This is a genomic window from Glycomyces arizonensis DSM 44726, assembly GCF_000482705.1.
Taxonomy (GTDB): domain Bacteria; phylum Actinomycetota; class Actinomycetes; order Mycobacteriales; family Micromonosporaceae; genus Glycomyces; species Glycomyces arizonensis.
The window spans coordinates 169,397-192,817 of record NZ_AXWO01000008.1 but is presented as its reverse complement, the minus strand read 5'-3'; the positions used below and the strand labels follow the sequence as shown (position 1 = coordinate 192,817).

18 protein-coding genes are annotated in these 23,421 nt (G+C 70.4%); 12 read left to right on the top strand and 6 right to left on the bottom strand.

Annotated elements, in window-relative coordinates; all coding sequences use genetic code 11:
- Positions 1–54: 54 nt before the first annotated feature.
- A complete protein-coding gene (locus H613_RS0110195; RefSeq protein WP_026923708.1) occupies positions 55–1,842 on the top strand; it encodes an ABC transporter ATP-binding protein in 1,788 nt (595 codons plus the stop codon).
- 83 nt (positions 1,843–1,925) lie between these two features.
- Here the strand turns inward: H613_RS0110195 and H613_RS25775 are convergent, their stop codons facing one another.
- A complete protein-coding gene (locus H613_RS25775) occupies positions 1,926–3,041 on the bottom strand; it encodes a hypothetical protein (RefSeq protein WP_026923707.1) in 1,116 nt (371 codons plus the stop codon).
- A 545-nt stretch (positions 3,042–3,586) separates the two neighbouring features.
- Here H613_RS25775 and H613_RS0110185 point away from each other — a divergent pair.
- Complete coding sequence (locus H613_RS0110185) at positions 3,587–4,255, top strand: DUF4360 domain-containing protein (RefSeq protein WP_026923706.1); 669 nt, start codon at positions 3,587–3,589, stop codon at positions 4,253–4,255.
- 178 nt (positions 4,256–4,433) lie between these two features.
- On the opposite strand, the gene H613_RS31385 is transcribed toward H613_RS0110185, so the two are convergent.
- The 3 genes from H613_RS31385 to H613_RS0110170 all read right to left on the bottom strand — a co-directional run bounded on the left by H613_RS31385 (position 4,434) and on the right by H613_RS0110170 (position 7,321).
- Positions 4,434–5,045 (bottom strand): TetR/AcrR family transcriptional regulator C-terminal domain-containing protein, encoded by a 612-nt coding sequence (locus tag H613_RS31385; protein ID WP_051393201.1) that lies wholly within the window; start codon positions 5,043–5,045, stop codon positions 4,434–4,436.
- Complete coding sequence (locus H613_RS31380; RefSeq protein WP_026923705.1) at positions 5,042–5,473, bottom strand: hypothetical protein; 432 nt, start codon at positions 5,471–5,473, stop codon at positions 5,042–5,044. The genes H613_RS31385 and H613_RS31380 overlap by 4 nt, the downstream gene beginning before the upstream one ends.
- Before the next feature lie 138 nt (positions 5,474–5,611).
- Positions 5,612–7,321, bottom strand: coding sequence for a carbohydrate-binding protein (locus H613_RS0110170; RefSeq protein ID WP_051393200.1), 1,710 nt, complete (start codon positions 7,319–7,321; stop codon positions 5,612–5,614).
- A 208-nt stretch (positions 7,322–7,529) separates the two neighbouring features.
- Between H613_RS0110170 and H613_RS0110165 the strand changes: the two genes are divergently transcribed.
- The 6 genes from H613_RS0110165 (at position 7,530) to H613_RS25755 (ending at position 14,818) form a co-directional block, all read left to right on the top strand.
- Complete coding sequence (locus tag H613_RS0110165) at positions 7,530–8,552, top strand: LacI family DNA-binding transcriptional regulator (protein ID WP_026923703.1); 1,023 nt, start codon at positions 7,530–7,532, stop codon at positions 8,550–8,552.
- Between the two features lie 60 nt (positions 8,553–8,612).
- Complete coding sequence (locus H613_RS0110160; protein WP_026923702.1) at positions 8,613–9,863, top strand: sugar ABC transporter substrate-binding protein; 1,251 nt, start codon at positions 8,613–8,615, stop codon at positions 9,861–9,863.
- A 17-nt stretch (positions 9,864–9,880) separates the two neighbouring features.
- Complete coding sequence (locus tag H613_RS0110155; protein ID WP_026923701.1) at positions 9,881–10,870, top strand: carbohydrate ABC transporter permease; 990 nt, start codon at positions 9,881–9,883, stop codon at positions 10,868–10,870.
- Positions 10,867–11,682, top strand: coding sequence for a carbohydrate ABC transporter permease (locus tag H613_RS0110150; RefSeq protein ID WP_026923700.1), 816 nt, complete (start codon positions 10,867–10,869; stop codon positions 11,680–11,682). Before H613_RS0110155 ends, H613_RS0110150 begins: the two co-directional genes overlap by 4 nt.
- A 3-nt stretch (positions 11,683–11,685) precedes the next feature.
- Positions 11,686–13,623 carry a glycoside hydrolase family 127 protein gene (locus H613_RS25760; protein ID WP_035737343.1) on the top strand — a complete coding sequence of 646 codons (1,938 nt, stop codon included), beginning with the start codon at positions 11,686–11,688 and terminating at the stop codon, positions 13,621–13,623.
- Between the two features lie 142 nt (positions 13,624–13,765).
- Positions 13,766–14,818: a LacI family DNA-binding transcriptional regulator gene (locus H613_RS25755; RefSeq protein WP_051393199.1), complete on the top strand. Its 1,053-nt coding sequence runs from the start codon at positions 13,766–13,768 to the stop codon at positions 14,816–14,818.
- A 221-nt stretch (positions 14,819–15,039) separates the two neighbouring features.
- Here the strand turns inward: H613_RS25755 and H613_RS0110130 are convergent, their stop codons facing one another.
- Positions 15,040–16,704 carry a sialidase family protein gene (locus H613_RS0110130; protein WP_026923699.1) on the bottom strand — a complete coding sequence of 555 codons (1,665 nt, stop codon included), beginning with the start codon at positions 16,702–16,704 and terminating at the stop codon, positions 15,040–15,042.
- Between the two features lie 325 nt (positions 16,705–17,029).
- Complete coding sequence (locus H613_RS0110125) at positions 17,030–18,040, bottom strand: LacI family DNA-binding transcriptional regulator (RefSeq protein ID WP_026923698.1); 1,011 nt, start codon at positions 18,038–18,040, stop codon at positions 17,030–17,032.
- An 80-nt stretch (positions 18,041–18,120) separates the two neighbouring features.
- Between H613_RS0110125 and H613_RS0110120 the strand changes: the two genes are divergently transcribed.
- The 4 genes from H613_RS0110120 to H613_RS25745 are packed head-to-tail and all read left to right on the top strand — an operon-like array spanning position 18,121 to position 23,392.
- Entirely contained in the window at positions 18,121–19,485 is a 1,365-nt protein-coding gene (locus H613_RS0110120) for an ABC transporter substrate-binding protein (protein ID WP_026923697.1), read from the top strand.
- On the top strand, positions 19,482–20,405 hold the full coding sequence (locus H613_RS25750) for a carbohydrate ABC transporter permease (protein ID WP_035737341.1): 924 nt from the start codon (positions 19,482–19,484) through the stop codon (positions 20,403–20,405). Before H613_RS0110120 ends, H613_RS25750 begins: the two co-directional genes overlap by 4 nt.
- A gap of 2 nt (positions 20,406–20,407) precedes the next feature.
- Positions 20,408–21,277: a carbohydrate ABC transporter permease gene (locus H613_RS0110110; protein WP_026923696.1), complete on the top strand. Its 870-nt coding sequence runs from the start codon at positions 20,408–20,410 to the stop codon at positions 21,275–21,277.
- A 3-nt stretch (positions 21,278–21,280) separates the two neighbouring features.
- Positions 21,281–23,392 (top strand): glycoside hydrolase family 2 protein, encoded by a 2,112-nt coding sequence (locus tag H613_RS25745; protein WP_156925948.1) that lies wholly within the window; start codon positions 21,281–21,283, stop codon positions 23,390–23,392.
- Positions 23,393–23,421 lie beyond the last annotated feature (29 nt).

Sequence of the window (23,421 nt, the reverse complement as noted above, 5' to 3'; positions counted from 1 at the left end):
TTGCCGCGTTCAATGGCCTCGCTTTGACGCGGCCCGATGCGTACCATCGCGGTTATGGCTCAGAAAGCGCTTGCTCATAGGGTTGCCCACAGCTCGGAGCTCCTCGACGGCGCCCGCCCCGCCCGCTCGGTGATCCGCCTGCTCCTCCGCCGCCCCTGGCGGATCCTGGTGGCTTTCGCTGCGTTCGCGCTGAAAGAGATCCCCCTGTGGTTCCTCCCCGTCGTGACCGCCTCGATCATCGACCTCGTCTCGTCCGACGGCTCAGTCGGAGCGGTGCTCGGGTGGCTCGCGATCGCCGTCGTGCTGCTCGTCCAGAACTACCCCAACCACATCGTCTACACCCGCAACTTCATGACCGTCGTGCGCGACACCGGCGCCGACCTCCGCAATGCCCTCGCCTCGCGCCTCCAGAGCCTCTCCCTCGGCTACCACACCCGCGTGAGCTCCTCGATCGTCCAGAACAAGGTGGTGCGCGACGTCGAGAACGTCGAGATGATGCTCCAGCAGATGACGCACCCGCTGCTGTCGTCCATGATGGTGCTCATCGGCGCGATCACGATGACGGCGATCGCCGTGCCCCAGTTCCTACCCGTGTACGCGCTCACCGTGCCCATCGCGATCGGGCTGCGCGCGGCCCTGCGCCGCCGCTCCCGCGCCCGCAACGAGGCGTTCCGCAAGGAGATGGAGGGCTTCGCCGCCCGCGTGGGCGAGATGGCCTCGCTCATCCCGGTCACGCGCGCGCACGGCCTGGAGCAGACCGCGGTCTCGCGCGTCGCCACCGGCGCCGACGGCGTGCGGCGCGCGGGCCTGCACCTGGACATGCTCAACGGCCACGTGGCGTCCCTCTCGTGGGTCACGATGCAGCTGCTCGGCGTGGGGTGCCTCGGCCTCGCGGCGGTCTTCGCGATCACCGGCTTCCTGCCGATCAGCCCCGGCGAGGTCGTGCTCCTGTCCACCTACTTCGCCCTGCTGACCCAGGGCCTCACGCAGCTGCTCATGCTGATCCCGGTCGGCGCGCGCGGCTTGGAGTCGGTGCGGTCCGCCGCGGAGGTGCTCCAGGACCCCGACATCGAGCAGAACGAGGGCAAGCGCGCGGTGGACGCCGTCGAAGGGCGACTGACGCTCGAGCGCGTCTCGCACCGCTACGACGGGTCCGAGACCGAGGCCGTGCGGGCGGTCTCGCTCGACATCGAGGCGGGGAAGACCGTCGCGTTCGTCGGGGCCTCCGGCTCGGGGAAGTCGACGCTGCTCAACCTCGTGCTCGGCTTCGTGCGGCCCACCTCGGGCCGCATCCTGCTCGACGGCGTCGACATGCAGGAGCTGGACCTGCGGACCGCGCGCCGCTTCACCTCGGTGGTGCCGCAGGAGTCGGTGCTGTTCGAGGGCACCATCCGGGAGAACGTGGCCTACGGGATGCCCGAGGCGGGGGAGGAGCGGATCGTGGCGGCGCTGCGCGACGCGAACGCGTGGGAGTTCGTGCGGTCGCTGCCGGACGGTCTCGAGACGATCGTGGGGGAGCGCGGCGCGCGCCTCTCCGGCGGGCAGCGCCAGCGCCTGGCGATCGCGCGGGCCCTGGTGCGCGATCCGCGCATCCTCCTGCTCGACGAGGCGACCTCGGCGCTCGACCCCGAGGCCGAGGCGCTGGTCAAGGAGGCGCTCGGCCGGCTCATGCGCGGGCGGACCACGCTGGTCGTAGCGCACCGCCTGTCGACGATCCGCATGGCCGACGTCATCGTCGTGCTCGACCACGGGCGGGTCGTCGAGCGAGGCACGCACGACGAACTGCTGGCCGCCTCCGGCCGCTACGCCCACATGCACCTGACCCAGACGGGCGCGGCCTGACAGTGTTCGACGGTCCCGCCCGGGCACGGGCGGGACCGTTATCAGCGCGTTCCCGGGTGGGGCCCCCTGTCGGGCGGCTCCGCTCAGGCCAGCCTGGTGGCCCGCAGCCCGTTGAGCGGGTACTCGTGCGGGAGCACGCCCGGGTCGCCGGGGACGGTGATCTGCACGGCGATGGGGCGCGACTCCCCGCCCTTCAGGAACTGGTCGGTCTTGGAGTCCACGTACGCCTTGCCGTCGGCGTAGAGGACGTCGACTCCCGAGGCGTCGACCTTGACGCCCTCCACGGTCGGCAGGTCGAACGAGATCCGGAACCTGTGCAGGTCCGAATTCTCGTTCGTGCTCTTGGTGACGGCTTTGACGGTCAGTTCGAAGCTGTACACCTTGCCTCGGGGAGCGGAGCTCTCCCAGGAGGTGTTGAACTTCTTGCCGATGACGATCTCGTCGTAGCTGGGCTTGATCCGCATCTCCGCGATGAGGCCCGCCCCGTTCATGACCTCCAGGCCGTCGACCGGGATCTTCCCGTTGCCGATGCGCTCGGCTTTCTCCGGGATGTCGCTCTTGGTCATGTCCAGGTGGTTGACGTTCCCCGCGGAGTCCACGGCGTAGAAGTTGCCGATCTGGTCGAAGAACATCGCCGAATAGGACCGCCGCGACCCGGCGGAACCACTCGCCTCGGCGGGCTTGAAGACCTGCTGCTTGAGCACGGTCTTCATCGGGTCCTTGCTCTGGTCCACGTGGAGCAGGTCGCCGTTGTCGCCCTCCACCGAGATCAGCCGGTCGTCCTTCGGGTGGCGGGCGAAGTCGTCCCACCGGCCGCCGCCGGGCTTGTGGCCGGTGGCGGCCTTCTTGGCCACCACGTCGATCGAGTAGCTGGGGCCGTTGCCGTCGCCCGCGACGAACAGGGTCTTCCCGTCGCCGCTCATGTCGCCGTCGAACCAGGTCTCGTGGCCCGGCAGGTCTTCGACGACGTGGCTGTCGAGCGTGCCCGCCTCCACGTCGATGGTGATGAGCTTGTCACCGCTGACGGCGAAGAGCAGAGGCTCCTTGTTCTCGCCGCGGTACTGGGCTCCCATGGCGGTGTAGCCGCTCTCATACGGCGGCACGTTCCCCACCACGCGGGTGTCGCCGTCGATCGGGTCGAACCGGTAGATCCGGGTGTTCTTCCTGCCTACGGCGAGGTACACCTTGCGATGCGTCAATGCAGGTCTCCCTTGGTGTCTGAGTGTCGGTGGTCGTTCGTGCCCTGCCGATGCGCGGCTTCCGCCGCCCGCGGACGAGCACTCTCAGATGGTTACAGCGTTACTCTGAGTTACTTGCCGGTATGACTTTTTATGACGCGAGCCACACCGGCCGGTGGCGATCGGGTGGAGGGGTGCGGTCGCCCTCGGCGGGGAAGCGGCGGGTGTTCTTGGAAGCGATTGCCCGGTCGATGCGCGGAACGATTTCCGCTGCCAGCTGTCATGATTTATCGGAACTTAGACCATAATATGTAGATTTTGCGTCACTTTTCGTTCTAAAAGGAGATTGAGGATACTTCTTGACCTATTCCGGTTTTATAGATATATGTAGATGTATGGATCGTGCAATCTGGAGCACAACTCGGTGAGCCGATCCGGCCGCAGGCCCGTCGCTGGAGCGCCCACAGTGCTCCCACCCCCGGCGCCTCTGCGGATCATTCCCTCCGATCCCTATGCCGCCGTTCACGGTCGGCATCGATTGCCCGAAAACTCCAGAAAGGGATCAAATGAACATCCTCCGCAAGTCGTCACTGTTCGCCGGGATGATCGCCCTGGCGACAGTGCTGCTGACCAGCGTGGCCCAGCCCGCGGTCGCCGGCCCCCACTTCACCAACCCGCCGCCCGACAGCATCGTCATCGACGTGGCCACCGTCAACGGCTCCGGCTGCCCGGCGGGCACCGCCGCGGTCGCGGTCAACGAGGGCAACACCTCGTTCACCGTGACCTACAGCGACTACCTGGCGCAGGCCGGCGGCGACTCCAGTCCGCTGGACTTCCGCAAGAACTGCCAGCTCAACCTGATCGTGAACGTCCCCGGCGGATTCACCTACGCGATCGCGCGCGCCGACTACCGCGGCTTCGGCTACCTCGAGGAGGGCGCCACCGGCACGCAGAAGGCGAGCTACTACTTCTCCGGCGACGCCCAGACCTCCAGCGCCACCCATGTGCTGGAAGGCCCGTACAGCGACAACTGGCAGTTCAGCGACGAAGTCGACGCGCCCCAGCTCGTCTACAAGCCCTGCGGCGAGGAGCGCAACTTCAACATCAACACCGAGCTGCGCGTGAGAGCCGGTGACGACCCCGACCTGGTGAGCTTCATGGCCATGGACTCCACGGACGGCGACATCGAGACCGTTTACCACTTCGCGTGGAAGCGCTGCCCCATCGAGGAATAGGAGCAGACCCGCGCGGTGATACCGCGTCCGCGGCTCGGCGGCCTGGACGGCGCCGAGCCGCGGACGCCCGATCGAGAATGGAGCCGCCGACCGACCGCTCGTCGCCGTGATGCGACACGGCCCGAGCGCGCCGGTCGGCGGCTCCCTCGCCTGGGGGGTGACACTGCGCGGAGCGTCCTCAATCGGCTCCGGTCTCGTGCCGCCGCCCGAAGCCGGTGACGATGGCGTCCAGCCCCGCGGCGAACCACCGGTCGTAGTAGTCCAGCGCGGCCGGATCGGACGGCGGCGCCGCGCCGTCCTCACCGGGCGGCGTGCCCACCTGCGCGAGCGCGTGCCCCAGGACGTAGACACCGACGGACTGGAGGGTGATCAGCGCCTGCTCCCGCCCGATCCCCGTGTCGTCGAAGCGGTCGAGCACCCCGGCCAGCAGCGGCAGTGCGGCGTCGACGTCGAGCGGATGCGTGGCCAGCAGCGGCACGGCGTGCGGGTGGCCGAGCAGCATGCGGCGGTAGGACACGGCGAACCGCGTCACCGCCTCACTCCACGTCGGACCGGGGTCGAGGCCGGTGAGCGCGGAGGCGAACAGCCGGTTGACGACCGCGGACAGGACCGCGTCGCGGCCGGGGAGGTGCCGGTACAGCGACATCGCGGTCACCCCGAGCCGGGCGCCGAGGTTCCGCATGGTCAAGGCGTTCAGCCCCTCGGCGTCGAGCAGCTCGATGGCCGCGGTGACGACCTGCTCGGCGGTGATCCTGGCAGGTCGCCCGCCGCGGCGCGTTGCGTGACTCATGGGGACAGCGTGACAGTCAGCGTCGTGGCGAGCATGGCCAGGGTGAGCGCGCCGACCACCAGGTGCTGGACGTCGGGGACGACGTCGTGCCCCTCGGCGGGCAGGATCTTCAGCGTGCGGGCGTAGTCGCGCTCGTAGACCTCCCGCTGGGAGGCCGAGCCGAGTCCGAAGTAGGGCAGCCACCAGCTGAGCAGGTGCCCGGCCAGGGTGAGGCAGCACAGCGCCGCCGCCGCGATGAGCGACCACGTCTCGCCGAGGGCGACGCCGCCTGAGACGAGCAGCGGGAACGGGTAGTTGATCACTGCGGCGAGCAGGCGCGAGCGGCGGTTGTCCGGGGTCAGGTCGTTGAGCGGGGGCATCGGCACCCAGTCGATGAGGGCCAGCCAGGCCAGCCATATGAGAGGGAGGACGACGGCGAGGAGGGTCATGAGGGCTCCAAAGGGGGCGTCAAGTTTGTGTACGTTGTAAGTTTACCTCGTATATAAACTTGGCGCAACGCACCCGGCGGAGCGGCTCGCGGCTGAGGCCGACGCGCCGCCCGCGCAGGCGGCGCGTCGGCCCGTGCCTCAGGACAGCGTGATGCTGTCCAGCTCCGCGTAACCGGTGCCCCCGCCGAAATACGGCGAGCCCTTGGCCAGGCGGATCATGTTGTATCCCTCGTGCAGGTCGACCGTCACACTCGTGGTGGCGAACTGCGCCCATCCGGCGGTCGGCGCGTACGAGACCGTGGACCACGCCCCGCCGTTGTAGGCCAGGCCGTGCGTCGAGGTCGCGCCCGTGCCGTTGGCGTACCTGATCGTCATCGTGTAGCTCCGCGAGTCGGGGACGTCCACGGTGAAGTCCACGAAGGAGTCCGAGCGCATGTCGCCGGAGTTGTCGATCTGACCCACGTAGTAGCCGTTCGACGCATTGCCCGAGCCGAAGGTGTTCGCGTTGACGACCGTGGCGTTCTCGGCCTCGTAGACCTGCTGCCAGGACGTGGTCGGGCCGCCCGCCGGGGTGATCAGGAGCTGGTAGGCCCCCTCGGCGTTCATGCCGTCCACCGGGACCGTGATCTGGCCGCCCGACACGGCCATCGTCGTGTCGGTGACGACGGTGGGGGAGGCGACGTGCGTGTTGCGCCCCGAACCCGGGGTGTAGAGGACCCGCACGTCCACCGAGGAGCCGAGCGCGCCGAGTCCTTCGACGTGCACGGCGTTGTCGCCCCAGTCGCCGCCGAAGACGACGTTGACGATCTTGCGGCTGGAGTCGTAGGAGGCCATGCCGTCGAGCCAGCTGTTCGGCGTCGTGGCCACCATGTTCCCCGTCATCGCCCCGTACCAGCGGTAGACCCAGTACGAGGCGGTCGGCCGGTTGTCCAGCGTGAACAGGCCGTCGAAGGTGCCGGCCTCGAACCAGTAGGCGCGATGGGCCTCGCGGGCGCCGTAGCGCTCGAACACGGCCATCCAGTGCACGGCCACACTGGGGATGTCCATCTGGTTGCGGCTGTTGTACTCGTTGATGGCGATGGGCCGATGCGAGACACCCAGCTGGTTCTCGATGGCGCGGAAGTCGGCGACGTGCTCGTCGAAGTTGTTCCAGTCCATGTCGGTGAGCTCGTGCCACACGATCACGTCCGGGAGCGTGCCGGTGTCCCGGGCGTGCGTCATGAAGTCGAGCATCTTGTCATGGCCGTAGTACGACCAGCTCGGGCCGACGATCGGGGTGACCGGGTCCAGGGAGCGCACCAGGTTGTAGGTGCGCGTCCAGCCGTCGTTGAACGAGCCCGCCGAGGCGTCCCACGTCCAGTCGGGCTCGTTCCACAGCTCCCAGCCGCGGATGTTGGTCATGGCGGTCTCGGCCAGGCGGTCGTTCACCATGGTGGTGACCTTGTCCTCCCAGTCGCCCCAGCCCTGCCACCGATAGGGGAAGTCCGGGTAGATGTCCGGCATGCGGATGAACTGCTGGGCGCCGGAGCTGATGAGGTTGCCGCCGACGTCGAGCGAGTCGCAGCACGGCTCGGTCGCGCCGTTGCCCAGTTGCTGGGTGCCGGGCGCGGGCTGGGTGAAACCGGTCGGATTGAGCGGCAGCAGCATGTCGACGGTCGGCTTGTCGGCGTCGACGCCGTACAGGCCGCCGGAGGCGACCTGCGTCGCCGGGCGCACGACCTGTCCGATGTCGACGTTGAGGGTCAGGCCCTCGGCGCTGGCCGGGGCGGCGGGTCCCGCCACGGCGGCGCCGACGGCGATGGCGAGGACGCTCAGGCGCGTCAACGCTCGTTTCACGGTGCGATGCATGGGATTGCTCCTCATTGAGAAGTTGAACCGGTTCGACGTTCCGGAACAGCCCTGACGATAGTTTCGAACCCCGTTCGATGCAAGAACTTCAATGTCTTGTTGTATTTTCCCAGCTCAAGTCCCTGTATTGGGGCTTGCGCTCTCGCGATCGAGCGACTATGATTCGAACCGGTTCGATTCAACAGAGCCGACGATGAAGGAGGACGCCGTGGTCACCATCGGGGACGTCGCCCGCGCCGCGGGCGTGTCGCGCTCGACGGTGTCATACGCCCTGAGCGGCAAGCGCGCCATCTCGGACGAGGTGCGCGCCCGCGTCGAGCGGGCCGTGCGCGAGCTGGGCTACACGCCGAACGCCGGGGCCCGCGCCCTGGCCACGTCCCAGTCGAAGGTGATCGGCCTGCTCGCCCAGTTCCTCCCCGACGAGTTCGCCCCCGCGATGCTCCAGTACATCCAGGGCGTGACCGACTCCGCCCGCGACGCCGGATACGACATCCTGCTCAGCTCCGACCCCAACGGGCCCCAGGCGCTCAAGCGGATCACCGACTCGCGCATGGTCGACGGCGTCGTCCTGCTCAACGTCGCCGAGGACGACGACCGCCTGCCGGTGCTCCGCGCCGCCCCCCAGCCGGGCGCCCTGGTCGGCCTTCCCGCCGACTGCACCGGCGTCGACGTCTTCGACCTCGACTTCGAAGAGGCCGGGCGCGTCATGGTCGAGCACCTGGCCTCGCTCGGCCACCGCGAACTCATCCTCGTCTCGCAGCCCGAGCACGTGATCGAGCGCGGCGGCGCCTACGTGTGGCGGTTGCAGAACGCCGCCCTCGAAGCCGCCGCCGCCCGCGGCCTCGCCCTGCACGCCGCCTTCGGCTCCTCCGGGCAGCCCGAGATCGGCCGCCGACTGCACGCCCTGCTCGACGCCCACCCGGACGCCACGGGCCTGCTGCTCAACAACGAGGCCGCCGCCGCGGCCCTGCCCACCGTCCTGCACGAGCGGCACCTGTCCGCGCCCGGCGACCTCTCGGTCGTCGGCCGCTACTCGGACGAGTTCGCCCGCACCTTCTCGCTGCCGTTCTCCTCGATCGAGAGCGCGCCCGACCGGCTCGGCCGCATGGCGGTGCGTCAGCTCGTGCGCCGCATCGAGAAGCAGGAACCCGAGAGCGCCCCGCACGTGGTGCGGTTCGTCTCGCCCGAACTCGCGGACCGGGGCAGCACCGCCCCGCCGCGCCGAACCTGACCGTCCCCTCACCTCGCCCGGCAGGACGCCGGCCGAGTTCCGTTCAAGGAGGAACAACCCATGAAGCACAACCGACCCCTCGCCCGATCCGCCGCGGCGGGTCTGGCGGTCGTGGCGCTCGCCGCGGCCGCGGCCTGCTCGTCCGGCGGCGGTGACGGCGGCGGCGACGCCGACACCTACACGTGGTGGGACCCCTACCCGCAGCACGACGAGAACTCCGAGTGGACCGCGCGCGTCGAAGCCTGCGGCGAGGAGGCCGGGGTGACGATCGAGCGCACCGCCTTCGACACCACCGCGCTGACCAACCAGGCGCTGCTCGCCGCGCAGGAGGGCACCAGCCCGGACATCATCCTGCTCGACAACCCGGCCGTGTCCACACTGGCCGACACCGGGATGCTGACCACCGTGGACGAGCTCGGGCTCGACGTGACCGGCGTCGACGAGAACCTGCTCGCCGCCGGTGTCGTCGACGACAAGACCTACGGCATCCCGGTCGGCGCGAACACCCTCGCCATCTACTACAACGCCGACGTCCTCGCCGCCGCCGGAGTCGACCCCGCCTCGATCACCGACTGGGACTCGCTGACGGCCGCGCTCGCCCAAGTCACCGGTAACGGCGACAAGGGCATCACCTTCGCCGCCATCGGCACCGAAGAAGGCTCCTTCCAGTTCCTGCCCTGGTTCTGGGGCGCCGGGGCCGACCTGCGCGACCTCGACTCGCCCGAGGCCCAGGCCGCCCTGGAGCTGTGGACCGGCTGGCTCGAATCCGGCTACGCGCCCAACTCGGTGCTCACCAACTCCCAGAACACCACGTGGGAGGAGTTCCTCACCGGCGAGTTCGGCTTCGCCGTCAACGGCACCTGGCAGGTCAACAGCGCCGCCGAGGCCGGATTCGAGACCGGGGTCATCCAGATCCCGGCGCAGTCCGGCGGCGTCGCCCCGGCGCCGACCGGCGGCGAGTTCATCATCGCGCCAGTCCAGTCCGACACCGGCCGCTACGACGTCACCCGCCAGATCGTGGAGTGCATGACCACCCCCGAGGGCTTCGTCGAGACCGCCATGACCTTCGCCTACTACATCCCGCCGACCGCCGAGGGCCAGGAGGCCCTGCTGGAGGCCAAGCCGGAGCTCGAACCGTGGGTCGCGGCCGTCCAGGAGGCCAAGGGGCGCACCAGCGACAACCTCGGCACCGACTACCCGAAGATCTCGGAAGCGCTGTGGACCGCCGTGCAGAACGCCCTGTCCGGCGCGGCCACGCCCGCCGAGGCCCTGCAGCAGGCGCAGTCCGACGCCGAAGCCGCGATCGGCTGAGACGGAGCGGATCACGTATGACCACGACTTCGGTCGAGGCGACCGGACGTGCGTCCGACGGCGGTGCGGCGGGCGGCAAGCCCGCCGCACCCGGTCGGGACGCCCGCCGTCGCCGCGCACTCCCCGGCTCGGCCTCGCGATGGACCGCGATCGGCTTCGCCGCGCCGCTGCTGGCCTACCTCGCGGTGTTCTACGCCTATCCACTGTGGCGCAACATCGAACTGAGCGTGCACGACTACACCGTCCGCGCCTTCGTCCAGGGCAACCCGGCCTTCGCAGGGTTCGAGAAGTACACCGAGGTGTTCGCCTCCGACTCCTTCCCGACCGCCCTGCTCAACACCGCCCTGTTCACGCTCGTCTCGATCGCGTTCCAGTACGCGATCGGCCTGGCGCTGGCGGTGTTCTTCCACGCGAACTTCCGCCTCTCGGGCGTGCTCCGCGCCCTGTTCCTCGTGCCGTGGCTGCTGCCCTTGATCGTCTCGTCCTCGACGTGGGCGTGGATGCTCAACAGCGACAACGGGATCATCAACTCCGTCATCGAGTCCTTCGGCGGGACGCAGATCAACTGGCTGACCTCGCCCGACACCGCGCTCATCGCGGTGATCACCGCGAACATCTGGCTGGGCATCCCGTTCAACCTGGTCATCCTCTACGCCGGGCTCCAGCAGATTCCCGACGAGATCTACGAGGCCGCCTCCCTCGACGGGGTCACCGCCCGCCAGCGGTTCTGGCGCATCACCTTCCCGCTGCTGCGCCCGGTCTCGGCCATCACGCTGCTGCTCGGGTTCGTCTACACGCTCAAGGTCGTCGACGTCATCTGGATAATGACCACCGGCGGGCCGGGCGACTCCTCGCTCACCCTCGCGGTCTGGTCCTACCGGGAGGCCTTCGGCACCGGCCAGCCCGACTTCTCGCCGGCCGCCGCGATCGGCAACCTGCTCATCGTCATCGCGCTCGTCTTCGGATTCGTCCACTTGCGGATGCAGCGCGGATGGGAGAAGTCATGACCGCCCGATCCTGGCCGAAGACCGTCCTCGGCGTGGTGTTCACCGCCTTCATGCTGTTCCCCGTCTACTGGATGGTGAACGTCTCGCTCACCCAGACCGGCGACCTGCGCCGCAGCGACCCGCACTGGTTCCCGACCGATCCGACCTTCGAGGGCTACACCTCGGCGCTGTCGCAGCAGCTGCCCGCGCTCGGCACGAGCCTGGGCATCGGACTCGGCTGCGTCGCACTGACGGTCGTGATCGCCGCGCCGGCCGGCTACGCGCTCGCCGTCCTCAACCTCCGCGGCGGGCGGGCGCTCAACTTCCTGCTGCTGGTGGCCCAGATGATCCCCGCCGTCGTGATGGCCATGGGATTCTACGCGATCTACGTGCGCCTCGGCCTGCTCAACACGGTGTGGGGGCTGATCGTGGCCGACTCGACCATCGCCGTCCCGTTCGGCGTCCTGCTCTACACGACGTTCATGGCGGGCATCCCGAGGGACCTCGTCCACGCCGCCCGCATCGACGGCGCCGGGGCCTGGCGCACGTTCACCAGGGTCGTGCTCCCCGTCAGCCGCAACTCCACGCTCACCGTGTCCCTGTTCGCCTTCCTGTGGGCGTGGTCGGACTTCATCTTCGCCTCGACGCTCAACCGCTCCGGCGAGTTCGTCCCGATCACGCTCGGCATCTACCAGTACATCGGCAACAACACCACCCAGTGGAACGCGATCATGGCCACCGCCGTGGTCGCCTCCCTCCCCGCGGCGATCCTGCTGGTCGTCGCCCAGCGCTATGTGGCCGCCGGCGTGACCGCCGGGGCCGTGAAGGACTGATCCGTGCACCACCACGCCCCACGCTCCACCCCGCCCCCTGCCGCACCGGTCGTCCCGCTCGGCGGCGGCCGCCGCGGCATCGGGCCGGACGACCTGCGCCTGACCGGCGGCTTCTGGGGAGAGCTCCAGGAGCGGAACGCGAACGCCACACTCAAGCACTGCCTGGAGTGGATGGAGCGCCTGGGCTGGATCGCGAACTTCGACCGCGTGGCCGACGGCGACACCGGCGGGCCTCGGCCCGGATGGCAGTTCTCCGACTCGGAGATCTACAAGCTCGCCGAGGCCCTCGCCTGGGAGTACGGCCGCACGGGAGAGACGTGGGTCAACGAGGCCCTGGAAGCGCTCACCGGACGCATCGCCGCGGCCCAGGACGAGGACGGGTACCTCAACACCTGCTACGGGCACGCCGGTCAGCCCGGCCGGTACTCGGACCTTTCCTCGGGGCACGAGCTGTACTGCGTCGGGCACCTGCTCCAGGCGGCCGTCGCGCGCGTGCGCACGGTAGGGGAGGACAAGCTCGTGGACGTGGCGAGGCGTGCCGCCGACCACGTGTGCCGCGAGTTCGGGCCGGACGGGAACCCCGGCATCTGCGGCCACCCCGAGATCGAGGTCGGCCTCGCCGAGTTCGGCCGCGCGCTGGGCGAGCCGCGGTACTCCGAGCAGGCGCGGGTGTTCGTGGAGCGGCGCGGCCGGGGCACGCTCGCGCCGATCGCGCTGCTCGACGCCTCGTACTTCCAGGACGACGTGCCCGTGCGCGAGGCCGAGGTCTGGCGCGGGCACGCGGTGCGCGCGCTGTACCTGGCGGCGGGCGCGGTCGACGTCGCGGTCGACACCGGCGACGCGGCACTGCTGGCCGCCGTGGAGCGGCAGTGGGCTCGCTCGGTGGAGCGCCGCACGTACCTGACCGGCGGCATGGGCTCGCGCCACCAGGACGAGGGCTTCGGCGAGGACTGGGAGCTGCCGCCCGATCGCGCCTACTGCGAGACGTGTGCGGGCATCGCCTCGGTGATGGTGTCCTGGCGCCTGCATCTCGCCACGGGCGACGTGCGCTATGCGGACCTGATGGAGCGGACCTTCTACAACGTCATCGCGGCCTCGCCCGCCGAGGACGGCCGCTCGTTCTTCTACGCCAACCCGCTGCACCAGCGCAGCGCCGCGGCCGACGTGCGCCCGGACGCGGTGAACCCGCGCGCCGAGGGCGGCGTGCGCGCCCCCTGGTTCGACGTCTCGTGCTGCCCGACGAACCTGGCGAGGACCCTGGCGAGCTGGCAGGCGTACGCGGCCACAGTGGAGGAGAACACCGCGGAGGGGGACACCGTCTCGCTGCTCCAGTACGCGGCGGGCGAGATGCGCCTCGCGCTCGCCGAGGGCGAACTGGCGCTGCGCATCGCGACCGAGTACCCGCACGCGGGCACCGTGCGGATCGAAGTCGTCGACGCGCCTGCGCGCTCCGGCCTGCGGCTGCGCGTGCCGCACTGGGCGGACGGCGCCACGCTGTCCGACGGCTCCGGAGAACGGGACGTCGAACCGGGCTGGGCCGACGTGCGCGGCCCGCTCGCACCCGGCGCGGTCATCGTGCTCGAACTGCCGACCGCACCCCGCCTGACCTGGCCCGATGAGCGCATCGACGCCGTGCGCGGCTGCGTCGCCGTCGAGCGCGGGCCGCTGGTGCTGTGCGCGGAGTCGGTCGACCTGCCGCCGGATCAGTCCCTTGAAGACATGCGCGTCGACGTCTCCGGCCCCCTGCGAGCCGAAGGCGACGGCGCTCTCGTGCGCACCCGCTCCGCCCCGGCGCGAACGGAGTCGCCGGGGCGCCCGCCGTACCGCCCGGCCCCGCCGACCGGCGACGCGGGACCGGAGCGCGAGCTGCGGCTCATCCCGTACTACCGCTGGGCGCGGCGGGGAGGCTCGGCGATGCGGGTGTTCCTCCCTCTGGCGTGAGGCGCGGGCGCCCGGATCCGGCGCGACATGCTCGGAGAACGCTTCCAAATGTTTCCGGGGCCGAGTGTCGACCGAGTCCGTCGCCAGGTGGCCGACGCGATCGCATCGGAAACTTCGGGAAACACCTGGTAGCGTCGCGGCCATGGAACACCGGAAACGCGTCACCGCCCGCGACGTCGCCGCGCTGGCGGGGGTCTCACCGGGGACGGTGTCCAAGGCCCTGTCCGGCAGGGGATCGGTCCACCCCGACACCCGCGAGCGCATCCTCGAAGCCGCACGCGAACTCGGCCTCAAGTCGAGCCGGACGCCCCCGCGCCCGGACGCGGAGGACCGCAACCTGACTGTCGGCCTGGTGACCTGGGAGCCCTTCGGCAGGCGGCGCACCGCCCCGGTCCTGCTCGGCGTGATGGCGAAGTTCGCCGAGCACGACATCGCCTTCCTCGTGTGCGACGGCCGCGGCGACCCCATACGCGAGCAGCACTTCGTCGACTCGCTGCTGCGGCGCCACGTCGACGGCATCCTCGCCGTGGGCAGCCCGTGCGACCGGTTCACCCGCTCGCCGCTGCGCGGCGCCGCCGACGTGCCCGTGGTCTACGTGATGGCCGCGTCGACCGACCCCGACGACGTGTCCGTCGTGCCCGACGACGCCGGGAGCGCCGAGCTGGCCGTGCGCCACCTGCTCGCGACCGGCCGCCGCCGCGTCGCGTGCATCCTCGGCCCGCAGCAGGAGGACACCGCCGCCACCAAGACCGCCGCCGCCCGCAGGGTCCTGGCCGAGCAGGGGCTCGACCTGGTCGCCGAGCCGCTGTTCGGCGAGTGGAGCGAGCAGTGGGGGCGCCAGGCCACGATGCAGCTGGTCCACAGCGGCGCCGAGGTCGACGGGATCCTGTGCGGCAACGACATGATCGCGCGCGGCGCCACCGCGGCGCTGCAGGCCATGGGCCTCTCGGTGCCCGACGACGTCGGCGTCATCGGCTTCGACAACTGGACGGTCATGGTCGAGGCCAACCACCCGCAGCTGTCGAGCATCGACCTCAACCTGCCCGACGTCGGCATGGTGGCGGCATCCAAGATGGTCGACGCCATCGACGGCAAGGTCGTGGACAAGGGCGTGACCGTCGTCGAATGCCGCCTCGTGCCCAGGGAGTCGACGGCCGTCTCCTCGGGCAACGGGAGACCGCCGACGCGCGACTGAAGGCGCCTCAGCCCGATCCGGTCTCGGCGAGGAGCACCTGGACGCCGTCGAGGACCCGTTCGAGCTGGAAGCGGAACTCCTCGTCGATGTCGCCCTGGTCGTCGATCGCGCCCTCGGCCATGGCCGCGGCGACGGCGGGGAAGCGCTCGGGGTCGATCAGCCGCGCCTTCCCGCCCGGTCCCGCCGCCGGGCCGCGCCGTGCGCGACCCGGCGGCGTTATCCTATGAGGACGGCAGGTTCCAGACCTGGGTCCACAGGCCGTTGCAGTCGTAGATCTGCAGCTTGGTGCCGTCGGCGGTGTTGCCCTGCGGCACGTCGAGGCAGCGGCCGGACTGCGGGTTCAGCAGGGAGCCGTTCGACTGCGGCCGCCACTGCTGGGCCCCTGAGCCGTTGCACTCCCACAGCTGCACGGGCGTGAAGTTGGCCGTGCCCTGCGCGTCCACGTCGAGGCACTTGCCGAAGGCGCGGATCGTGCCGTCGGCGTTCACCGACCAGTCCTGGCCGGTCGCGATCCCGCATGTCCACAGCTGCGCGCGGTTCCCGTTCGCGGCCGTGTTCGTGTCCACGTCGAGGCACTTCCCGCTCTGCGGGTTCACGATCGCGCCGGTCGGGCCGGGCACGTGGCCGATGCCGAAGCGGACCTCGCACTGGTTGTTCCGGCCCAGCCAGGTCGCCGCGAGGTAGAGGTAGCTCGTGCCGTCCTCACGCGGGATGGCGGGCGTGGAGTAGCCCGGGCAGGAGGGCTCACCGGTGTTGTAGCCGCCGGTCGGGTCGACGTCCACGGGCGTGGACGCCTCGAACCAGTCGCCCGCGCCGAGGTTCCGGTTCGCGAACAGCACCGTGCCGGACTCTTCGAGGACCGTCTTGTTCCCCGTCGGCCCGGCGACCACGCGCTGCCCCGAGAGCAGCAGCGTCCCGTTCGGACCGCCGCCGGGGGTCCAGGAGAGGTAGGGCGTGTGGAGCAGTTCGCGGTCGTCCGAGGTCCGCACGAGCGTGCCGCGGTCGCCCGCCGGTCCCCAGTAGAGGCCGTCGTCGCTGAACTTGATGTAGACCTCGCACGCGTGGTCGGCGTCGGTGGCGTCGCGGCACAGCTCGTAGCTCATGGCGAACCGGCCGTCGGGCAGCGCGGCGAAGGTCTGCATGCCCGGCCGCGCGAGATCGTCATTGGGGAAGACGACGTCCTCGGTGATGGCCGCGCTCCACGTCGCCCCGCCGTCGGTGGACGTGTAGTGGCCGATGCGCTGGTTGTTGGTGGGGCTGTTCGCGGGCCGCTCGTCGGAGATGAAGCAGGCGAGCGCGCCGTTGTCGGCGACGAGGAACGTCGGCTCCCAGATGCCCTGGCCCCAGCCGTTCGGCTGGCCCGAGGTCTGGGTGCAGTTCGACAGGTACGACCACGTGTGGCCGCCGTCGGTGCTCTTGAAGACCTCGACCTTCTGCGCCGTGTAGTCCCCGACGTCCCAGGCGGTGCCCGCGGCGAGCAGGTCGCCTCGATTCAGGCCGGTGATGTCGCGCGGGACCTCGAAGAGGGTGGGGGCCTCCAGGTCCCAGCCGGGGGTGTGGGAGCCGAGTTCGGAGATCTGGCTCCAGCTCTGCCCGCCGTCCGCGCTGCGGTAGATCGGGAGGGTGGTGGGTCCGCCGTGGCCGCCCTTGGCGAAGGTGGCGAGCATGGTCTGGGCGGACGAGCCGTCGTGGTCGAGGCGGATGGCGCGCGGGTAGCCCGCGGTGCCGCCGGGGTAGGCGCCGAGGTCGGGGGAGTAGAGCACGGAGCCGGGCTCGGCGGCGGCCGGCGAGGCGGTCACGAGGGCTCCGGCGAGGGCGAGGATCGCGGCCGCCAGCAGCGCGAATGCGCGTCGCGCCGGGGCGGCCCACTGACTGGTTCCCGTCATGGGGTTCCTCCTGTGGATGCGAGGCATCTGCATATTTGCAGACGTTGCAAACACCATGCCAGTAATTTGCCTACGTTGCAAGGGGCAGTTTTCGGCCGGGAGTCGATCACTGGTGCTGCGCCTGGAAGGCCGACAGCACGGCGGGTGGGAACGGGGTCTCCCGCAGTGCGGCGGCGTGCGGTGCCGGGGCGGCGGGCGATGGGAGGGCGGTCGGGACAGCGGCCGGTCCGAGCCACCGGACGTCCCTGAGCGAGCGTGCGCTCTCGGGGAACGAGTTCGGGTGGTGACCGAACAGGAGGGCGCCCGGTCGGGTTGCCGGACGGCTTCAGCCGAGCGTGCTCTCCCGGGGGACGAGGCGGTGCGGGGCCACGATCTCCTCGGCCGAGGCCTCCGGGTCGTCGATCCGCGCCGTGATCCGGCGGACCGCCTCGCGGGCGATGAACGGCGTGTCCAGCGAGACGGTGCTCAGCGACGGCCGCGTGAAGCGGCCCTCCTCGATGTCGTCGATGCCGATCACGGCCACGTCCTCGGGGACGCTGAGCCCGGCGTCGAACACCGCCCGCATCGCGCCCACCGCGAGCAGGTCCGAGAAGCAGAAGACCGCGTCCGGGCGCGGGGAGGCCTCCAGCAGCGCCTTCGCGGCCTCGTAGCCGTCGGTGCGGCTGTAGTGCGGCGCCGGTGTGGCGTACTCGGACCGCACCTCCAGGCCCGCTTCCTCCAGCGCCGCCTCGTAACCGGCCGTGCGCAGCAGCGGCGTCGCGTACTCCTCCAAGGGCTGCGCTCCGATCGCGGCGATGCGCGTGCGCCCGAGCGCGATCAGGTGCTCCACCGCGTCCCGCGCGGCCCGCACGTTGTCGATCGCCACATGGTCGTACCTGCCGTCGAACTCGTGCTCGCCGAGCAGCACCAGCGGCAGGTGCTCGGAGCGGTGCATGTCGAGCAGCTCGGCCTTCGTCACCAGCGGGCTGAAGAGGATCCCGTCGAAGAGCATCGTGCGGTCCTCGCCCATGAGCAGCCGCCGCTCGCGCTCGTGGTCGTGCCCGGTCTGGTCGATCATGACCCGGTATCCGCACTCGGCGGCCGCGTCGATCACGTCGCGGGCGAGCTCGCTGAAGTAAGGTACGTCGATCTCGGGAACGACGAGCGCGAGCATCCCCGTGCGGCCGGTGCGGAGGGTGCGGGCCACGGGGTTGGGGCGGTAGTCGAGCTCCTCGATCGCGCGCAGCACGCGCTGGCGCATGCGCTCGCTGACGTGGGCGTAACCGCTCACCACGTTGGAAACGGTGCGGACGGAGACCTGCGCCAGTTCGGCGACGTCGCGGAGTGTTGCCGGCATGCGATCCATCCTACCGTTTGCAACGTCGGCAAAGAGGTGCTAGGTTTTGCACACGTTGGCAAATCACACAAGGGAGTGCCATGAAACGCCATCTCCTCCGGCGCCGAGCCGTGCTCGCGTCCGCCGGGCTCGCCGCCGCGGCGCCCGCTCTCGCCGCCTGCGGCCCCGACATCTCCTCCGACGAGGAGGGCGGCGGCTCCGCCGACGCCCTGCAGGCGCCCACCGCCGATAGCCCCAAGGGCGAGATCACCATCTGGGACCGCTCCGGCGACCTCTTCGAGGTCTTCGAGGGCGTCATCGACGACTTCAACGCCGTCTACCCCGACATCAAGGTCAACCACGTCGCCGTCGACATCGACGCCAAACTGCAGAACACGCTCATCACCGGCACCGACGTGCCCGACGGCGTCTTCCTCGACGACGCCAAGATCGGCGGCTACACCGACTACCTGTGGAACCTCGGCGAGGTCCTCAAGCCCTATCTCGGGGACATCGCCCAGCAGAAGATCGACGTCAACACCGTCGACGGCGCCATCTACGGCGTGCCCTACGACCTCAACCCGGGCCTGCTGTTCTACAACGCCACGGCCCTGGAGGCCGCGGGCGTCGACGCCACCGCCATCGCGACCTACGACGACCTGCTGGAGGCCGCCCGCCAGTACAAGGCCGCCGTGCCCGACGCCGGCCCGATCCACCTGGAGCAGTCCGCCTTCCTCGGGCAGCTCCAGCTCGAGATGTACGCGAGCCAGCTCGGCACCTCCATCGCCGACGCCGACGGCGAGCTGCGCCTCGACAGCCCCGAATACCTGCGGATCCTCCAGTTCCTCGACACGGTCCAGAGCGAAGGGCTCGGCACCCGCGCCGAATACCTGACCCCGACCGACGTCGCCGAGATGGACAACGGCAACCAGGTCTTCTACCCGTGGGCGATCTGGTTCAGCTTCGCCCCGCAGCAGATGCTCACCGAGACCTCCGGCGACTGGCGCGCCATGGAACTGCCCGCCTGGGACGCGGGCGGACCGCGCTCGGGCGCCATGGGCGGCTCCTCGTTCGTGCTGCCCAAGGACGGAAAGAACGCCGACCTCGCCTGGCTCTTCTACGAGTTCCTCATGTACGACGAGGTCGGCTACACCGCCGTCTGGGGCCCGAGCGACACCTACCCGACCGGCCTGAACACCTCGATCCCGGCCTACGAGCCCGCCGCCGACCCGTCGGCGCCGCTCTTCGAACCGGTCGAGGCCCTCGGCGGCCAGGACCTGTGGGCCGTGGCCACCGAGGCCGGCGCCCAGATCCCCGGCGGCACGCCCACGCCCGCCTGGTGGGACGGCGCCGTCGACTACCTCGGCAACGACCTCCAGCGCATGCTCGACGGCGACATGACCCCCGAAGAGGTGATCGACTCCTCGACCGAGCAGATCCAGACGAACCTGGTCGACCGCCAGTGACCACCGTCGCAGCCACCCACTCCGCGGGCCCGAGCGGGCGCCGCCGCCGCACCAGCACGTCCGGACTGCGGCGGCGCCTCGCGCCGTACGTGTTCGTCCTGCCGTTCGTCGCGATCTTCCTCGCGTTCAGCGTCTACCCGCTCTTCTACACGGCCCGCCTGAGCTTCACGAACTGGCACGGCACCGGGGCCGCGGAGTGGGTCGGCTGGGACAACTACACCTACCTGCTCACCAGCCCCGCGTTCTGGAGTTCTCTCGGCAACTCCGCCGTGCTCTGGCTCCTCATCATCCCCGTCCAGCTCGTGCTCGGCGTGCTCGTGGCCGTGCTGCTGGGCTCGGCGAAGCTCAAACTGCGCGGGCTCTACCGGGTGGCCTTCATCGTCCCGTTCGTCACCCCGCTCGTGGCCGTCGCCCAGATCTGGGTGGTGCTGTTCGACCAGCACTACGGCGCCGTCAACGCCCTGCTCGGCCTCGTCGGACTGCCCGACGTCGGCTGGCTGACCACCAGCGCCTGGGCCAAGCCGACCCTCGCGCTGCTGTTCCTGTGGAAGACCACGGGCTTCATCGTGATCATCCTGCTCTCCGGGCTCCAGTCGATCAACGGCCAGATCTACGAGGCCGCCGAGATCGACGGCGCCTCCAAGGCCAGGCAGCTGTGGAGCATCACGGTGCCGCTGCTGCGGCGGACGGTCATGTTCGCCGTCGTGCTCCAGACGCTCGCGGTGTTCCAGATGTTCGCCGAGCCGTTCGTGGTCACCCAGGGCGGCCCCTACAACTCGACCACCACCGCGGGCTACTACCTGTACAACCACATCACCAGGGCCGACCTCGGCACGGGCGCGGCGAACTCGTTCCTGCTCGTCATCCTCGTCATGGTCCTGTCGCTGATGTTCGTCCGCATGCTGCGAGCGAAGGACTGACGATGACCGCAACCGTGAAGCACGAACCCCGATCCCGCCCGCGCATCGGCTCCCACGCCTTCCTCATGCTGCTGCTCGCGGCCTTCCTGGCCCCGGTGGCGTGGGCCCTGGTCTCGGCGTTCAAACCCGCCGGCGACATCGTCTCCTCACCGCTCTCGTTCGACCCGAGTGCCTTCACCCTCGACAACTACCGGGCGATGTTCCAGGACGTGCCCATCGGGCAGGGCTTCGCCAACACGGCCGTGGTGCTCGTGTTCAAGGGCGCCATCACGATGTTCTTCGCCCCGCTGGCCGCCTACGCGTTCGCCAAGTACCGCTTCGTCGGCCAGAACCTCATCTTCGGCGCCGTGCTCGTCACCCTCATGCTGCCCACGATCGTGCTCATCATCCCGCTCCTTTTGGAGATGAAGGCGCTCGGCTGGGTCAACACCTACCAGGCGCTCATCCTGCCCGGCGCGGTGGACGCGTTCGCGATCTTCTGGATGCGGCAGGTGATCAGCGCCGTGCCCGACGAGCTGATGGACGCGGCCCGCGTCGACGGCTGCGGCGAGTTCGGCATCTTCTGGCGCGTGATCGTCCCCGTCATCCGGCCCGGCCTGGCCGGGCTCGGCGTGCTCACGATCATGAACATCTACAACGACTTCGTCTGGCCCGTGGTGGTGGCGAGCAACGAGCGCATGGCGACCCTCCAGGTCGTGCTCTCCACACTCGCCCAGAACATCACCGGCAACCGGATCGGCGCCGACTACGCCACCGTCACAGGCGAACTGCTCGCGGCGAGCTCCGTCGCACTCATCCCGCTGCTGGTGCTGTTCATCCTGCTCCAGCGGCATTTCATCAACGGCATCATGGCCGGCAGCGTGAAGGGCTGACGCATGACACTGACCCGACCCGAGACCGCGGCGACGCCACCCGAGACCGGCGCGGCCCCGATCCCCCGCCCCGAGTACCCGCGCCCGGACCGCGACCGGTCCGAACGCTGGCTGAACCTCAACGGCCGCTGGGCCTTCGAGGCCGACGGCTACGACGGCCCGATCACCGTGCCGTTCGCGTGGGAGAGCGAGGCCTCGGGCGTGCACCGCACGTGGCTCGAGCGGGGGACCTACCGGCGGACGGTCACCGCGCCCGCCGACTGGGCCGGATCGAGCGTCGTCCTCTCGTTCGGGGCGGTGCACCACCACGCCGTGGTCCGCGTCGACGGCGCGATCGTCGGCGAGCACACCGGCGGCTACGAGTCCTTCGAGCTCGACGTGACCGACGCGCTCGTCCCAGGAGTGAGCGCCGAACTCGAGGTGTCGGTCGCCGCCCCGGCGGACAAGCGCGCCATCCCGCACGGCAAGCAGCGGTCCCTGCCGCGCGACGACTACGACGGCGTCTCGTTCACCCCCACCTCCGGCATCTGGCAGACCGTGTGGATCGAGGCCCGCGGACGCACCTACGCCCGATCGGTCGCCCTGCGCGGCGACAGCCTCACCGGCATCGACCTCACCGTGGACCTCGCGGGCGACGCCCCGGCGGGCGCGGCCGTCACGGCGACCGTGCTCGGCACCGGCGAGGCGGCCGCGCTGACATCCGACGGCGACGGGCGCGCCACCGGGCGCATCGAACTCGCCGAACCGGTCCTGTGGTCGCCCGAGCGGCCGCACCTGTACCGCGTCGAGGTCCGCACCGGCGATGACCGCGTCGTCGCCACCACCGGCCTGCGCCGCTTCGAGACCCGCGGCGAGGAGCTCCACCTCAACGGCGAGCGCGTCTACATGCGCGGCGTGCTCGACCAGGGCTACTGGCCGGACACGGGGCTCACCGCGCCGGACGCCGCGTCGCTGCTGCGCGAAATCGAACTCGCCCGCGGCCTCGGCTACAACCTCGTGCGCAAGCACCTCAAGTTCGAAGAGCCGCTGTGGCTGCACGAGGCCGACCGCACCGGCATGCTCGTGTGGGCCGAACCGGCCTGCCCGAGCCGCTTCTCACCCGAAGCGGCGGCCGCCTTCGAGGCGCAGCTGCCCGCGATGGTCGAGCGCGACGGCAACCACCCGAGCATCGTCATCTGGGGCCTCTACAACGAGGAGTGGGGCCTGGACTGGGACATCCCCGGCAGCGTCGCGCGCGCCGAGGCCGCCGCCCGCGCCTACGAGCGGCTGCGCGAACTCGACGACACCCGGCCGATCGTGGAGAACTCCGGCTGGTCACACGTGCGCACCGACCTGGTCGACTGGCACTACTACGAGCCGCACCTGGCCGTGTGGAAGGACTTCGTCGCGCGCCTGGCGGCGGGGGAGCGGGACGACTTCCCCGTCCGGCTCGCCCCCGACTTCATCGTCGACAAGTCCCTGTACGGCTCCGCCGACGTGCCCAGAAGCGGCCTCCCGATCGTCAACAGCGAGTACGGCGAAGGGTTCACCAGTCTCGAACGGGCCTGGCATCTGCGCTGGGAGACGCAGGAACTGCGGCGCCACGACCGCTTCGCCGGGTACGTCTACACCGAGTTCGCCGACGTGGAGCACGAGGCCGCGGGCCTGCTCGACACCGACCGGCGCCCGAAGGACTGGGGCGGGGCGGTCCCCGCCGACGTCAACGCCGAGACCGTGCTGGTGCTCGACCTCGTGCCGCTCGCCGCGGGCGCCGACATCGAGCCGCCCGCCGGGCCGCTCGCGCTCGACGTCCACGTCTCGCACCACGGCCGCACCGCCGCCTCCGGCACCGTCCACGCCGCGTGGACGGCCGCCGGGACGCCCGCGGACGCCCCGCTGCCGAAACCGGAGGCGAGCAGTGGATCTGTCGCCGCCGAGCCGTTCCGGCTCTCGCCCGCCGTCCGGCTCACCGTCCCGCCGCCCGCCGGACCGGCGCGGCTGCTGCTGTGGCTCGCGGGCGAGGACGGCCGCGTCCTCGCTCGCGCGTTCCTCGACGCCGCCGAGGTGGAACCGCCGAACCGGCGGGGCGCCCGCCCCGGCGAGTTCACGGACGCGCCGGTCCCCGGCCTCGCCTGAGCAGTGCCTTTCTGAGCAGTGTCTTTCTG